Genomic DNA, 13,228 nt, shown 5'->3' with positions numbered 1-13,228 from the left:
CATTCCTTGGGTTGGAGGTAGCAGGATACATGTTAAATAAAAAACAAATTCACATTTGTCTCGATGAAATGAGAAAGATGTTCCCCGATGCACATTGTGAACTCCGTCATGACAATCCCTTTGAACTCGTCATAGCAGTCCTTCTATCGGCACAGTGTACGGATGTCCTTGTGAATAAAGTGACAAAAGGGTTATTTGAAAAATATAAAAAACCCGAGGACTATCTGGAAGTCTCATTGGAGGAACTCCAACAGGATATACGCTCTATCGGTCTGTATCGAAATAAAGCTAAAAATATCCGCAAATTATGTGAAATCCTCCTTACTGAGTACGGGGGAGAAGTTCCGAATAGACATGAAGAATTAGTGAAGCTTCCCGGCGTGGGCAGGAAGACGGCAAACGTCGTGGTTTCCGTTGCCTTTGGCGAACCGGCCTTAGCAGTTGACACCCATGTTGAACGTGTTAGTAAAAGATTGGGGATCTGCAGGTGGAAAGACAGCGTATTGGAAGTGGAAAAAACGTTAATGAAAAAGATCCCGCGAGAAGAGTGGTCCGAAACCCATCACCGGTTGATTTTTTTCGGAAGATATCACTGTAAGGCGCAATCCCCTCAATGCGAGGTTTGTCCCCTGGTAGACCTGTGCAGGGAAGGTCAGAAAAGACTGAAGAAAAAGGGCCGCATATGAGTGATACCTTCTTCCCAATCCCGCAAGAATTGAGAGATCCCTTTTTCTTTTCCGAGGATAGAGTAAAGATCGATGAGACTCACTTTCAACCTTGTGACCCATATTTCGCGTATGAACTCCTTTATTACAATGGGAGGGGTGCAGATTCCCTTCCCTGGCAGGTTCAAGGGTCATGGGTAAAAGACATCCTCATGGAGTGGAAAAAAGAAGAGGAGCACCTTAAAGCGCTATTCAAATGCCGCTCAAAAGGCATATTGGAGTCAATGAGAAAAAGTATCGCCAGGTTTTATGTGCTTTTGTATTGGAGCAATAAGCATCCGGTTAGCTTGGAGAATTGGCAGTCATCAATCGAACACTTTTCCATAAAGCCTGTTAATGTCATTGAACGTTTAACCTTCATCAGAAATAATCCTGCACTCTATCATTCGTTTATTCAGCTGTCCCAACTTTTTGAAGAACAACATAAGCAATATGCCAAGCATCAGGCTTTGAATCAATGGGCAAATAAATAAGGCAACGAGAGAAAATCTCTCGTTGCCTTATTTTTATTCTTGATTTCTTCTAGGTTCTGATTGAGTAGCAGGTGAACCAGTGCCATCACCGGTTCCGGTGCCGGCCCCGGTATCATCTCCGGTTCCAGTTCCGCCAGTGCCGTCATCGGTCGTTCCGCCATCACCGGTTCCAGTGTCACCGCCACCGCCTGTTCCTTCGTCTCCGGTCCCGTCTCCTTCAGGTGGGGGAGTGGTGCCATCCTCGTTACCTGGAGTACCGCCATCATTGCCGGAGTTATCATCATTTCCATTTCCTTGGCCGTTGCCATTTCCATTACCTTGGTCATTTCCGTTTCCTTGACCATTGCCATTGTTACCTTCGTTATCTTCTTCCGGTTTTCCTTCATCCTTTTTATCCGCTTTAACTTCTACGTTTACGGATGCAGGGTTACTTCGTTGATCACCTGAAATGGCTACAACTTCAAAGGTGAATGTACCTTCGGATTGTATGTTTTCGACATTTAATCCTTTTTTGTCTGTAGTCGTCAAGACTTGTTTCGCTTCACCATTAATGGATACGGAAACCTCAAACTGCACGTCTTTCTTTTTTCCGTAATCCCATGCAAGGGTGATGGTTTTATCCTTCTTATTAAATTTACCTTTCAATTTGGAAGGAGCATCGATTTTATCAAATTCCTTGGAAACCTTGGAAGGTTCCGTTCCCTTCACGAATAGCTCTGTGATGATTCTGTCATCAGGCGTATATTCGCTTGGCAGTCTCGCAGGATCGCTCCCCATTTCCACTTTCGATTCCACCACGCTGTCAGGCTTTTTGAAGTCAGCTGTATCAACGCCATCATGAACATAGCTCATCAAGTCACTTACGATATATTGAGCGACATGGCGATCGGTAGGGGACAGTGGAATGGATTGAGTCTTGTATCCGGTCCAAACGGCTGCCGTGTAATTTGTCGTGTATCCTACAAACCATGAATCAGGTGCTCCTGATTTATCGATACCATATTTATCCCGCTCTTCTTGAGAATAGTTGGTCGTACCGGATTTACCTGCCATCGGTAATCCTGGCACTTTAGCGAATTTACCGGTACCTTGCGGGTGATCGATGACGCTTTTCAGCATATCGGAAATCATATATGCCGTGTATTCCTTCATCGCAGGTTCTGGTTTGTTTTCATTCTTAATTTCTGTTTCGCCATCGCGCAGGACGATTTTCGTTACGGTGTGAGGCTTATTATAGACACCTTCATTACCGAATGCAGCATACGCGCCTGCCATTTGTACGGAGTTTACACCAGGTGAAACCCCTCCAATGGAGGCAGATTCATAATAATGGTCGAACTTCAGTCCCAGTCCATTGACGAAATCGGCCGCCTTCTCAGCTCCAACCGCCTGGAAGGCTTTTAAAGCTGTGATATTCCTGGAATCCCACAGTCCTTCACGGATGGTGATCGGTCCTTTGAATTGACCGTCGTAGTTGTTGATTTCCGTCCCGTTTGAATATTCATAAGGCTCATCTTTTAAAATATGGTAGGTTGACCATTTAAGATGTTCGATTGCAGGAGCGTAGTCAAGCAATGGCTTGATGGTCGATCCCGGCTGACGCTTGGAGTCGATTGCGTAGTTAAAACCACGCTTGACCTCGGGATCTTGTTCTCTTCCACCACCAATGGCCCTGATTTCACCGGTTTTAGTATCCATGAGAGTCACACCGGCCTGCATCGGCTCTTCGGCATTTTCCGGATAGCTGAAACTCGTATTTTCACCTGCCAGGATTTCTTCCAATCGTTTTTGTGCATCCGGGTCTACGGTTGTATAGACCTTTAAGCCATCGGAGAATAAGTTGTAATCTCCCATCTTCTGAACTTCATCTATCACCGCATCAACAAATGCAGGATACTTATTTCCGTTTTTCTTTTCCACATCTTCAGCCGATACCAGTCCTTTTGTAATCGGGATGGCTTGTGCGGCTTTCTTTTGTTTTTCTGTAATTTTACCGTGCTGAGCCATTAATGACAGTACGATATTTCGTCTTTTCTCCGCACTTTCAGGGTGCTTAAGAGGGTTATAATTGTTCGGGCTTTGAGGAAGTCCCGCAATCATAGCTGCTTCGTGCAGTTTGATATCCTTGATGTCTTTACCGTAATAATGATCGGCAGCTGTCGCCATACCATTAATGCCATCGGACATATATACCTTATTGAAGTACATTTCAAAGATTTCTTCTTTTGTATATTCCTGTTCAAGTTTCAGAGCAAGCCATGCTTCCTGAGCTTTTCTCTTCAAGGTTTTCTCAGGGCTTAAAAAAGAGCCCTTGATGACCTGCTGAGTGATCGTAGAAGCACCTTCTGAACCGAATCCTCCGGTCACATTGGCAATGACTGCACCGCCTAAACGGATCAAATCGATACCGTTATGTTTGTAGAATCGGTTATCCTCCGTAGCAATGACGGCATCCTGCATGACCTGAGGGATGTCGTCGAAGTTTGCGTACTCCCGTTTTTCTTTTCCTACAGTCGTGATCAGGTCTCCGTTCATATCATAAATTTCAGATGCGATCGGATCCTTCAGCAATTTTTCGTCAAGCTTTGGTGCGCTTGATGCGTAATAGGCAAATAACCCTGCACCCGCGAGCATCCCGATGATCCCGATAATAAATAATGATATAATGACGCGCTTAACCATAGAGCCTTTTTTCTTGCCCTTAGGGGATTTAGACTTCTGTTGGGCCAGGCGTTTTTCTTCCCTTGACTTATATTGACCAGCCATATTGTTTCCTCACTTTCAGGTCTTCTCTGTTTTTAGTATTGTCTAAGATTAAAAATATACTACTCATAATGAGATAAAATATAGATTAACTCATTTTTCATAAACTAAAAATATAACTGATGGACTATTTTTAAATAATCGACCCTCGGATGGAGTCCCAATGGAATGGAGAACCCTTTCTCTTCCATTTCCTCCCGCTTGATGGATTTTCTCCCGCCACCTGCCGTGCGGTCCCAGTATACACGCAGTGCCTCGTAGGGGAGCAGGAATACCTCTTCTGAGAGGGAGAACCTTATTAGTACAAAAGTGATGCCTTCCTGCTTATGAACCGACTCCATGTGAAGAATCTGGTGTTCATGAAAATTTTGAAGGGGGAAAGACGTCTTATTTTTCGTTTCCTTCGCTTCAAAGTCAATGTATCTTCCTTTGAAGACACCATTATAGTCTGTCGTTGACGGCTGTTTAAAGTACGCTTCCTTTATGACAGCGGCACTCCTTGAAGGATAGTGAACATCCACAATTTGAACCGGGGTGGGTTTTTTGTGAATCACCGCTTTTTGAAACGTTAAATAATATTGATTGGTTTCATTGATATCTTCTTCCAGTGTCATCCCTCTATTGCTGTACGATACTTGTTTCGGTTTGGCCTTTGGTTTTTTTGAGGGTAATGTTGCTTCCACATATTTCTTTCCATTGGGATAATGGAATTTCATGGTAATTCACCTCGCAGACTAATCTATATCATAACAGAAACCACTCCATTTTGTGTGAATAATTGTTTACAAATCTCCTCATTCTAGGACTAGATGGGGAGGTGGGATAGGAAAGATGAAAAAATTCAGCAATACTTATCGCTTTTTACCCTACTTACCTGAACCTAAACGTACCAAAGAATGGATTGACGATGTAAATTGTCTGGTGGATGAATACAATCAGGATAATATATCGCGCACAAAAGCTTATCAAGCATTTTTTCTCCTTCATCCCGAGATCAAATGGTCGTTCCTGGCCTCTATGGTATCAAGGAATGCAGGGTGGAATATGACCGATTTGAAGGGGGAGATTTTTCCCGCCCTCTTGAGTCATAAGACATGTGATCTTCTGTTCATGACATATGAAAGAGCGAATTGGAGCATCTTTCAGGATGCTTTTCCTCAACTCCTTCTCTATCATTATTCGACGTTATATAAGAAGAAAATGTTTCATTTCTTTCAAGAATTTCACATTTCGCATTTCATGGAAGAGGAATGGGACCGGTTCTGGGAGGAGAGGGATGAAAGGCGATTGGTGCAGTCACTCATCATAAATGAACAGCACCTCATCCAGGATCCTGTCATCGAGCATGGGCTCTACAAGAGAAAGGTGTTTGGCACGTCGCTCTTCTTTATAGAAGATCACCTGCATTTCAGTTCCGTACTTTTTCCGACTTTAGATGGAGATCTTTATGGGGCGAGTGTACATGGTTTCAGAAAAGTTGAAAATAGAATCAAGTTGGGTAACATCTTGTTTGAACTATTATTTCATCCTGAATACCATCGTTTTTTTCTTGGGTTTGCTTTAAAAGTTGAGCATACAGGTTCCAGGAGGGATTACGAGAAATATTGCCTTGGAGTACCTGATACGAATACACCTCTTCTTAAAAAGGCATACGGAAAGATAACCCATAATTGGGCTCATCACAAAGACTGGTCCGTTGACAAAATCATTGAGGGGAACTGGTACAGAAAGCAGGACCTCCCGGTAGACGTCATCATGACAAAATGGTTTTTCCATAAGCAGAGGCAACTGCAGAAAATGGCAGTCGCCAAGAAGTTTTTCAAGGGGATATGGCCCAGTCGGAAGAAAAAGAAGATGCGGACATTTTGAAACTGTCCGCATCTTCTTTTGAAAATTGAACTGATTAGAGTATTCCAGCTCCAGCGGCTAGACCCTCGAGGTCATAAGTCAAACCATCCAAAAAGGCAAAGGGCGCCTTTCCGGATGGTTCGTCTTATGCTTGTCGGGTCTGACCAAGCCGCCTCCGCTTTCTTATTTAGTCCAGCTCCGGGGCTTAGAGGCTCGAGGTCATAAGTCAAGAACACCAAAAAGGCAAAGAACGCCTTTCCGGTGTTCTCGCCTTATGCTTGTCGCCTCTGGGCAAAGCCCCTCCGCTTTCTTATTTAGTCTAGCTCCAGCGGCTAGACCCTCGAGGTCATAAGTCAAACCATCCAAAAAGGCAAAGGGCGCCTTTCCGGATGGTTCGCCTTATGCTTGTCGGGTCTGATCAAGCCGCCTCCGCTTTCTTATGTCGATGGTCTGTTTTCGCCTTCTAGTTTAGGGTTGCCTTTTGATGCTTTGGTTTCGTCTTGTTGTGGTTTGGTTTGTTTGTTTTTTGGATTTTTCATTGAGTAACACCTCCACTCATAGTATTTTGAGTTTTGGTTCCTTTTATTCAGGAGGTGTCGAAACATCCTTTCAGGAATGTCCTATTTGCACTTTCTTTGGCGAAACGCTTCTAGTTTTGTCAGGGGGGGAGGGAAAGGGAAAAGGACGGAGAATTACTGTATTAATCCAAAAAAAAGGTGGGAGGATTCACATGCTTCCAAAACAAGATATTATGTTAAAGTTAGCTGAAATCGAAGAAAGCCTCAATCAGTTGGAACAGAGCCTGCATGACCGAATCTCAGTAGAAGAGCAAGAAGGGCTTGGCACCCTATCCGAGCAGATACAGAAAATGGACAGTCAATTAAGTTCAATGGAGAGAAAAACCGGTTCTAAAACGGTTCTTATGAAGAATAGAGAAAAGTCCTATGTCTTACAAAAACTTGAATTATCCTTTAAGACGTCTTAAACTGATGTTATAAGAAAGTAGCATGGTGCTACTTTTATTTTTTGTCTAGATTTTGCATGGAGGGCTTTTTTTGAAAGAATTGATAAAAGTTACGGAAGAGCTTCTCGTGCTGTCCGAGAAGATGATAAGTGAATATAAAATCAGGCGCGAATCAGGTGAAAAAGGGGACTTTTATACTGAAGTGAAGCCGTTTGCGGATGAAGTGAAAGAAAAGAATGATCGATGGAAAGACCTGTCACTGAATTGGATCAAAGAAACTAAGCCTAAGCACATCCATTTACCTCAGATTCTCAATACTTTCGATAATATAGAGATGTTATCGGTCCATTGTTTCTTTCCTGAGTCCAGTTACAACCGGTTCATCAGTCACTTCCAATCTGTTTCGTACGTTCTCGGTACTGAACTCGATGAACTGAAAGGAAAATAAGAGGCTGCCGTTTTGGCAGCCTCTTTCTTATGGAGTGGGAATCGCATTTTCTTCTATTGTATTGATCTGCTTCGCTAATCCTTTGTAGTGATGAAAGGAGATTTCATTCGAAATATAAAGTTTTTTGGCCAGTGTAAGAAGTTCTTGTTGGTCGGTTGCTTGATACATTTTACTGCTTTCATATCTTTTCAGCAATTCGTTAAGGTCCATCGTGATTCCTCCCAATACACATATTTCATATGAATAATCAAAGCTCTTTATCTACCTTCATCCTATCACAGAAAACCCTTTCTTTAAGTTGTAAGAATAGTGTAACTTCCGACATTATTCTCATGGTTGTCGAAAAATCTTTATGGGTTCTTTCACCATTTTTCCATTCATACATAAAATATAGTAACCACTAAAAGTAGGGGGGCTAAGTATGAATTCTTCACCTTATTCGAGACAGATGCGATTTCAGCCGTACCCATATCACCATTTACAGCCTCAGAAAATGGGTCCGTTGGTGAACTATCCGACGCAGGGGATGAGACCGCCGACTTATGGACCTTATCAACCCAATTATTTACCACAACCGGATGGACCTTATACAGGACCCTCGAGTCAGATGAACCAATATCAGCAGATGAATCAGCCTCAGCAAATGAATCCATATTTTGAAAATCCTCTTCAGCACAAAGAGTATAATCCATATCAAATGAAAGCGATGGAACAGCAGTCGTACGCGAATCCATACCCGAAAGCATCTTTTATGGCGAAACCTTCTTCAGGCGGGGTAAGCGGCATCATGAACTCCTTTAAGTCGCAGGACGGATCCTTGGATTTCAACAAAATGATGAATACGACTGGACAGATGATGGGTGCCATCAATCAAGTTTCATCTCTTGTAAAAGGCTTAGGCGGGATATTTAAATTCTAGAGAGAAAAGGAGCTGCATTCACGCAGCTCCTTTATCTTTTATTCAATTTGTATCCGCTTTCCTGATTCCTTGTTCACTTTTACTGATAATAAACCATCTTTATAGGAAGCTTTCACATTCTTTTCGTTAACGGTTCTTGGAAATGATAAGGTCCTACTGCTTTTTCTCATTGATTGCTTCCTTCTGATTGTCTCGTGCTTTTCATTTTCTTCAGAATATATTTCTTTATGGGTCACAGAAATCGTGATGTATTGAGGAAACACATCGAGTTGTATTTGCTCTCTGTTTACCCCGGGAAGTTCCGCAGTGACGAGATAATGATCGTCGGTTTCACTCAATTCAACGGGGAATGAGCCAAATGGGTTGGCAGAAGATGTGAAGAATTCATCGATACTTTGTAACATGCCTTTCATCGGTCTTTCATGGAAGAATTCATTCATGGAATGCATCAGGTCACCAAAACCGCCTTTGTTTGAATCCTTGGACATGGGTATGCTCCTTTCACGGGAAACGTATTCATACTAGCCTATGCCACACCTGCTAAAATGTGCATTTGTCCTATACAACCATTAAGAAAAAAGATAGAGTGTCTTTTCGCTCGTCTCATTCCCTTTTGGAAAAGGTTGAATATGGAAAGGTGGTTTTTTTACTTTAGTTTCGAACATAGATTCGGTAAAATGAGTAGGAGAGGTGATAGAGATGTTTAAGAGGAACAACCTTCAGCAGTTGATCGAATATTTTAAAAAAGATCCTGATTTCAATAAACAGATTGTTCATTGGCATACCATTGATGAAAAGCCTGCTCAATTGGTAGACTTGCCATCTGAAATAGATGAAAGAATTAAAAAAGCGTTGAACATGAGAGGGGTGGAACGGCTTTATACCCATCAAAGTTCCGCTTTCCAGCTTGCCATGGAAGGGAAAAGTTTCACAGCCGTCACACCGACCGCTTCTGGTAAGACGCTTTGCTACAATCTTCCTGTCCTTCAAACCATTCTGGATCAGCCGGATTCCCGGGCATTGTATATCTTCCCTACGAAGGCACTAGCCCAGGACCAGAAGAGTGAGCTGAACGAAATCATCGCAGAGGCCGAGGTTTCCATCAACAGCTATACATACGACGGGGACACAGCTGCAAATATCCGGCAAAAGGTGAGGAAGGCCGGACATATCGTCATTACAAATCCTGATATGCTGCATTCGGCGATCCTTCCTCACCATACGAAATGGGTGTCCCTCTTTGAGAACCTGAAATACGTCATTATCGATGAACTTCATATATATAGAGGGGTGTTTGGATCCCATGTCAGCAATGTGATCAGAAGACTGAAACGCATTTGTGAATTCTACGGAGCTTCACCTGTATTCATCTGTACATCGGCAACGATCGCCAATCCAAAAGAACTGGCGGAGCAATTGACAGGAACGGAAATGAATTTAATCGACAATAACGGGGCGCCAAGTGCAAAGAAACATTTCGTTTTCTACAATCCCCCCATCGTCAATAAACCCCTCAATATCCGTCGCAGTGCAACCCTCGAGGTGAGGAGAATCGCTGGCGAGCTATTGAAAAATAAAGTGCAAACCATCATATTCGCGAGAAGTAGAGTACGGGTGGAGATCATTCTGACCTATTTACAAGAGTTGGTGAAAAGTCAATTAGGTGCGAAATCGATCAGGGGCTATCGGGGAGGGTATCTTCCCACCCAGCGAAGAGAAATTGAAAGAGGCTTGAGGCAGGGTGACATATATGGGGTTGTCAGTACAAATGCCCTTGAACTGGGTGTCGATATCGGCCAATTGCAAGTATGTATCATGACGGGATATCCCGGCACGATCGCAAGTGCCTGGCAGCAGGCAGGAAGAGCGGGGAGAAGACATGGTGAGTCCCTGGTCATCATGGTGGCGAGCTCGAGTCCGCTGGATCAATTCATTATCGAACATCCGGATTATTTCTTTGAGCAGACTCCTGAAACCGCGCGGATCAATCCTGATAATTTAATCATTCTCATCGATCATATCAAGTGTGCTGCTTATGAGTTGCCCTTCAGGGAAGGGGAGCAATTTGGCAGTCATGAAATGGAAGATATACTGGAATTTCTCGTAGAAGAGCGGGTCGTTCATAAAAATGGTGACAAGTGGTATTGGATGAACGATGTTTTCCCTGCGCATAACATCAGTCTTCGTTCGGCGTCACAGGAAAATGTCATCATCATCGATCAAACCGATATTTCAGCCGTGAAGGTCATTGGGGAAATGGACCGTTTCTCAGCCATGACTTTACTTCATGATGAAGCGATCTATTTACATCAGGGTGTACAGTTTCAAGTGGAGAAGCTGGACTGGGAAGAAAAGAAGGCATTCGTAAGGGAAGTGGACGTGGATTATTTTACCGACGCCAATCTGGCCGTCCAATTAAGGGTACTCGAAACAGATAAAATGAGAGAATCAGACATGTTCGATGTTGCATTCGGGGATGTGACCGTTCAAGCGATGGCCACGATTTTCAAGAAAATTAAATTTGATACCCATGAAAATATCGGATCAGGTCCGATTCATCTACCTGAAGAGGAGCTCCATACAAGTTCCAGCTGGATTTCATTAAAAGACGCTGACTCTTTCAGCCAGGAAAGGCTTGAAGAGGGGCTTATCGGGGCTTCCCAAAGCCTGAAATCGATCATCCCGTTATTTGTCATGTGCGACCCGAGCGATATTTTCGTGGTGCCACAAATCAAGGCTGCCCATAATGAGCTGCCCACCATCTTTATTTACGACCGGTATCCGGGTGGCATCGGGCTCAGTGAAAAGGTATATGAACAGATAGAGAAGATTCTTGATGAGGCGACTTCCATGATTGAACGATGCCCATGTCAAAGCGGCTGTCCGTCCTGTATCGGGATGGAACATTCTATGGATTCGGCCAAACTCGATTCATTGAAACTTCTTCGTCAATTCCTTCAATGAAGAATGGAAGGAGGGAACCGATATGTCATTGAAAAATAAATTAACAAGAATGAAAAAGCATATTATCCGGGAAGAAGACGGGGAGCCTGCAGCACGACCTGCAGACCATTCAGCAGATCTGCCCTTTTGGGATCTATGGAAAGAAAATGGAACGACTGCGTATTACATTGATGATGATTTCTGCCTGGTAAGGGAAAAGCGTTATCCCATCCATCACCAACATGGGGATTACACGTTCAAGGATTTTATAAAAGCCGTAGATGCATGGCAGGGGTTTCAAGGGGACCATCCACTGTCTTCCAAAGGGCTTAGTCATGAAGATATGTTTTTTTTCGATACGGAAACGACAGGACTCGGCGGAGGGGTGGGAAATACCATCTTCCTGTTGGGACATGGAAGGGTAACGGATAAAGAAGTGATCGTGACGCAGCACTTCCTTCCGCAGCCGGGAAGCGAAATCCCTTTATACCACAGTTTCTTGAGCAATGTGGATTATAATACCCTGGTGACGTACAATGGAAAAGCCTTTGATTGGCCCCAGGTCAAGACAAGGCATACCCTTATTAAGGATCATGTTCCGAAACTGCCTGGATTTGGGCATTTCGACCTTTACCACGGTTCCAGAAGACTCTTTAAGCATAAATTGGACTCCGTCAAGCTCATGAACGTAGAACGGAATATCCTTGGGTTTAACAGGGTGGATGATGTGCCCGGATACCTTGCACCGATGATTTATTTCGATTATATCGAGCGTAGAGATCCTGAAGGGATCTTGAAGGTGATGACCCACAACGAGCTGGATATCTTATCCCTCATCACGCTTTATACCCACCTGACGTTCCAGCTCTTGAACGTCCATGACAAGGCGACAGGGCATGAACGGTTCGAAGTCGGCAGATGGCTCGAATATACGGGTAACAGGAAAATAGCCAAGGAACGCTACGAGGAAATCATTAAAGAGGACGGAGGCCCGAACTTCAAGGCAGTACACCAGCTTGCCCTTCAATATAAAAAAGAAAAACAGGAAGAAAAGGCGATTGAGTTGTGGGAGGGCATCCATGAGAACGCACCTGTTCCCATAAGGAAAGCTGTCCTGTTGGAATTGGCCAAATTGTATGAGCACAAAACAAAGGACCTACAGCGGGCTCTGGAAATGTGCAACCGCCTTCTGGCCCTGACGGAAAATACGGGGGAAACAAAAAGTAAGCTGCTCACAATAGTAGGGAATCTGAATCACCGCAAGGCTAGGATCGAGGATAAAATAGACAAAAATATAGGTTTTGTTACCCGGAGGCGCGAAGAGAAAAATATATAGTGTAAAAGTGGTTCCATCTTCTTATTTTTATATTGAGAATTTTCTAAAGTAGATGTAAAATAATTAATTGTGTTGAAAATTTTTTATGAAAAAAGGAATGATGAAAGTGAACCGTGCCATCTTAATTTTGTTCTTTGTCGTCATTGGTTTAACAGCCTTTGTTTTTACCAATTATTCACAAAGTTTATATAGCTTGATGTAAGTATTCGGAAATAACTCCTAAAAATAGGTATTTGCATTAGTACATGTACCCTCTTCGTTTCATAGGCTATAAGTGTAATCACTAAGAGATGAAAGGAGAGCGTTACGATGTATTGTAGACCAAGACCTAATCAAGTGCTTCCTGCAGTTATGCACCCGACGAAATGTTGTGTGAATCACAACATGACTACCTATGAGGTGCCTCATATTCACCCGACGCACACAACCAATGTGAATAATGTCATGTATCAACATAAACATTATTTCCCTCACACTCAATCTCAAGTAGACAGTGTGTCTCACCAGCAGTTTAATTGTGGTGGGGGACCAGGAGGCCCAGGAGGCCCAGTAGGACCAGGAGGCCCGGGATTCGGACCTCGTCCAAGACCACCATTCGGACCATACGGTATGGGAAGATAAAATCATCATGATATCAGAGGGATGACTCTAAAGACTGGATTCAGTGAAACAGTGCCCTGCACTGTTTTGCTTTCCTAAGGAGGATGCAGTCTTTATGTAGGCATCTCTTCTTTTTATGCCGAGAGATTTTGTCATGGATATTTCCCCGTCTCAGAAATCCGTGAAATATGATACAATAGAGTGAGAAG

The 13,228-nt window shown here is 43.4% G+C and carries 13 protein-coding genes; 9 read left to right on the top strand and 4 right to left on the bottom strand.

The features are described from left to right. Window positions 1–29: 29 nt before the first annotated feature. Both nth and V8G47_RS13590 read left to right on the top strand, forming a co-directional pair. Window positions 30–686 carry an endonuclease III gene (gene nth, locus V8G47_RS13595; RefSeq protein ID WP_336200587.1) on the top strand — a complete coding sequence of 219 codons (657 nt, stop codon included), beginning with the start codon at window positions 30–32 and terminating at the stop codon, window positions 684–686. Next, on the top strand, window positions 683–1,198 hold the full coding sequence (locus V8G47_RS13590; protein ID WP_336200586.1) for a YpoC family protein: 516 nt from the start codon (window positions 683–685) through the stop codon (window positions 1,196–1,198). Before nth ends, V8G47_RS13590 begins: the two co-directional genes overlap by 4 nt. A 33-nt stretch (window positions 1,199–1,231) precedes the next feature. Here the strand turns inward: V8G47_RS13590 and V8G47_RS13585 are convergent, their stop codons facing one another. After that, window positions 1,232–3,964: a transglycosylase domain-containing protein gene (locus V8G47_RS13585; RefSeq protein ID WP_336200585.1), complete on the bottom strand. Its 2,733-nt coding sequence runs from the start codon at window positions 3,962–3,964 to the stop codon at window positions 1,232–1,234. Window positions 3,965–4,068: 104 nt separating this feature from the next. Next, window positions 4,069–4,677, bottom strand: a complete 609-nt coding sequence (recU, locus tag V8G47_RS13580; RefSeq protein WP_336200584.1) for a Holliday junction resolvase RecU — start codon at window positions 4,675–4,677, stop codon at window positions 4,069–4,071. Between the two features lie 115 nt (window positions 4,678–4,792). Here recU and V8G47_RS13575 point away from each other — a divergent pair, with 115 nt between their 5' ends. The 3 genes from V8G47_RS13575 (at window position 4,793) to V8G47_RS13565 (ending at window position 7,221) form a co-directional block, all read left to right on the top strand. Next, entirely contained in the window at window positions 4,793–5,830 is a 1,038-nt protein-coding gene (locus V8G47_RS13575) for a DUF2515 family protein (RefSeq protein WP_336200583.1), read from the top strand. A 730-nt stretch (window positions 5,831–6,560) separates the two neighbouring features. Then, entirely contained in the window at window positions 6,561–6,794 is a 234-nt protein-coding gene (locus tag V8G47_RS13570) for a hypothetical protein (RefSeq protein ID WP_336200582.1), read from the top strand. Between the two features lie 70 nt (window positions 6,795–6,864). Continuing rightward, a complete protein-coding gene (locus tag V8G47_RS13565; protein WP_336200581.1) occupies window positions 6,865–7,221 on the top strand; it encodes a YppE family protein in 357 nt (118 codons plus the stop codon). A gap of 27 nt (window positions 7,222–7,248) precedes the next feature. Here the strand turns inward: V8G47_RS13565 and yppF are convergent, their stop codons facing one another. Then, complete coding sequence (gene yppF / locus V8G47_RS13560) at window positions 7,249–7,431, bottom strand: YppF family protein (RefSeq protein ID WP_336200580.1); 183 nt, start codon at window positions 7,429–7,431, stop codon at window positions 7,249–7,251. 211 nt (window positions 7,432–7,642) lie between these two features. Between yppF and V8G47_RS13555 the strand changes: the two genes are divergently transcribed. Next, complete coding sequence (locus V8G47_RS13555) at window positions 7,643–8,140, top strand: YppG family protein (RefSeq protein WP_336200579.1); 498 nt, start codon at window positions 7,643–7,645, stop codon at window positions 8,138–8,140. Window positions 8,141–8,178: 38 nt separating this feature from the next. Here V8G47_RS13555 and V8G47_RS13550 read toward each other — a convergent pair whose 3' ends face one another. Further along, window positions 8,179–8,628 carry an Hsp20/alpha crystallin family protein gene (locus V8G47_RS13550; protein WP_336200578.1) on the bottom strand — a complete coding sequence of 150 codons (450 nt, stop codon included), beginning with the start codon at window positions 8,626–8,628 and terminating at the stop codon, window positions 8,179–8,181. A 211-nt stretch (window positions 8,629–8,839) separates the two neighbouring features. Between V8G47_RS13550 and V8G47_RS13545 the strand changes: the two genes are divergently transcribed. The 3 genes from V8G47_RS13545 to V8G47_RS13535 all read left to right on the top strand — a co-directional run bounded on the left by V8G47_RS13545 (window position 8,840) and on the right by V8G47_RS13535 (window position 13,040). Continuing rightward, window positions 8,840–11,104, top strand: coding sequence for a DEAD/DEAH box helicase (locus V8G47_RS13545; RefSeq protein ID WP_336200577.1), 2,265 nt, complete (start codon window positions 8,840–8,842; stop codon window positions 11,102–11,104). Between the two features lie 22 nt (window positions 11,105–11,126). Further along, window positions 11,127–12,419, top strand: a complete 1,293-nt coding sequence (locus V8G47_RS13540) for a ribonuclease H-like domain-containing protein (RefSeq protein WP_336200576.1) — start codon at window positions 11,127–11,129, stop codon at window positions 12,417–12,419. Window positions 12,420–12,728: 309 nt separating this feature from the next. After that, a complete protein-coding gene (locus V8G47_RS13535; RefSeq protein WP_079534565.1) occupies window positions 12,729–13,040 on the top strand; it encodes a CotD family spore coat protein in 312 nt (103 codons plus the stop codon). Window positions 13,041–13,228: the final 188 nt, after the last annotated feature.

Source organism: Rossellomorea sp. LJF3 (assembly GCF_037046045.1).
In the GTDB taxonomy this organism is placed as follows: domain Bacteria; phylum Bacillota; class Bacilli; order Bacillales; family Bacillaceae_B; genus Rossellomorea.
This window is presented reverse-complemented; position numbering and strand designations above follow the sequence as displayed.

What these genes read in the sequence shown, in the direction of transcription:
- nth (WP_336200587.1), top strand. Translation starts at nt 30, where the DNA reads ATGTTAAATAAAAAACAAATTCACATTTGTCTCGATGAAATGAGAAAG.
- V8G47_RS13590 (WP_336200586.1), top strand. Translation starts at nt 683, where the DNA reads ATGAGTGATACCTTCTTCCCAATCCCGCAAGAATTGAGAGATCCCTTT.
- V8G47_RS13585 (WP_336200585.1), bottom strand. Translation starts at nt 3,964, where the DNA reads ATGGCTGGTCAATATAAGTCAAGGGAAGAAAAACGCCTGGCCCAACAG.
- recU (WP_336200584.1), bottom strand. Translation starts at nt 4,677, where the DNA reads ATGAAATTCCATTATCCCAATGGAAAGAAATATGTGGAAGCAACATTA.
- V8G47_RS13575 (WP_336200583.1), top strand. Translation starts at nt 4,793, where the DNA reads ATGAAAAAATTCAGCAATACTTATCGCTTTTTACCCTACTTACCTGAA.
- V8G47_RS13570 (WP_336200582.1), top strand. Translation starts at nt 6,561, where the DNA reads ATGTTAAAGTTAGCTGAAATCGAAGAAAGCCTCAATCAGTTGGAACAG.
- yppF (WP_336200580.1), bottom strand. Translation starts at nt 7,431, where the DNA reads ATGGACCTTAACGAATTGCTGAAAAGATATGAAAGCAGTAAAATGTAT.
- V8G47_RS13555 (WP_336200579.1), top strand. Translation starts at nt 7,643, where the DNA reads ATGAATTCTTCACCTTATTCGAGACAGATGCGATTTCAGCCGTACCCA.
- V8G47_RS13550 (WP_336200578.1), bottom strand. Translation starts at nt 8,628, where the DNA reads ATGTCCAAGGATTCAAACAAAGGCGGTTTTGGTGACCTGATGCATTCC.
- V8G47_RS13545 (WP_336200577.1), top strand. Translation starts at nt 8,840, where the DNA reads ATGTTTAAGAGGAACAACCTTCAGCAGTTGATCGAATATTTTAAAAAA.
- V8G47_RS13540 (WP_336200576.1), top strand. Translation starts at nt 11,127, where the DNA reads ATGTCATTGAAAAATAAATTAACAAGAATGAAAAAGCATATTATCCGG.
- V8G47_RS13535 (WP_079534565.1), top strand. Translation starts at nt 12,729, where the DNA reads ATGTATTGTAGACCAAGACCTAATCAAGTGCTTCCTGCAGTTATGCAC.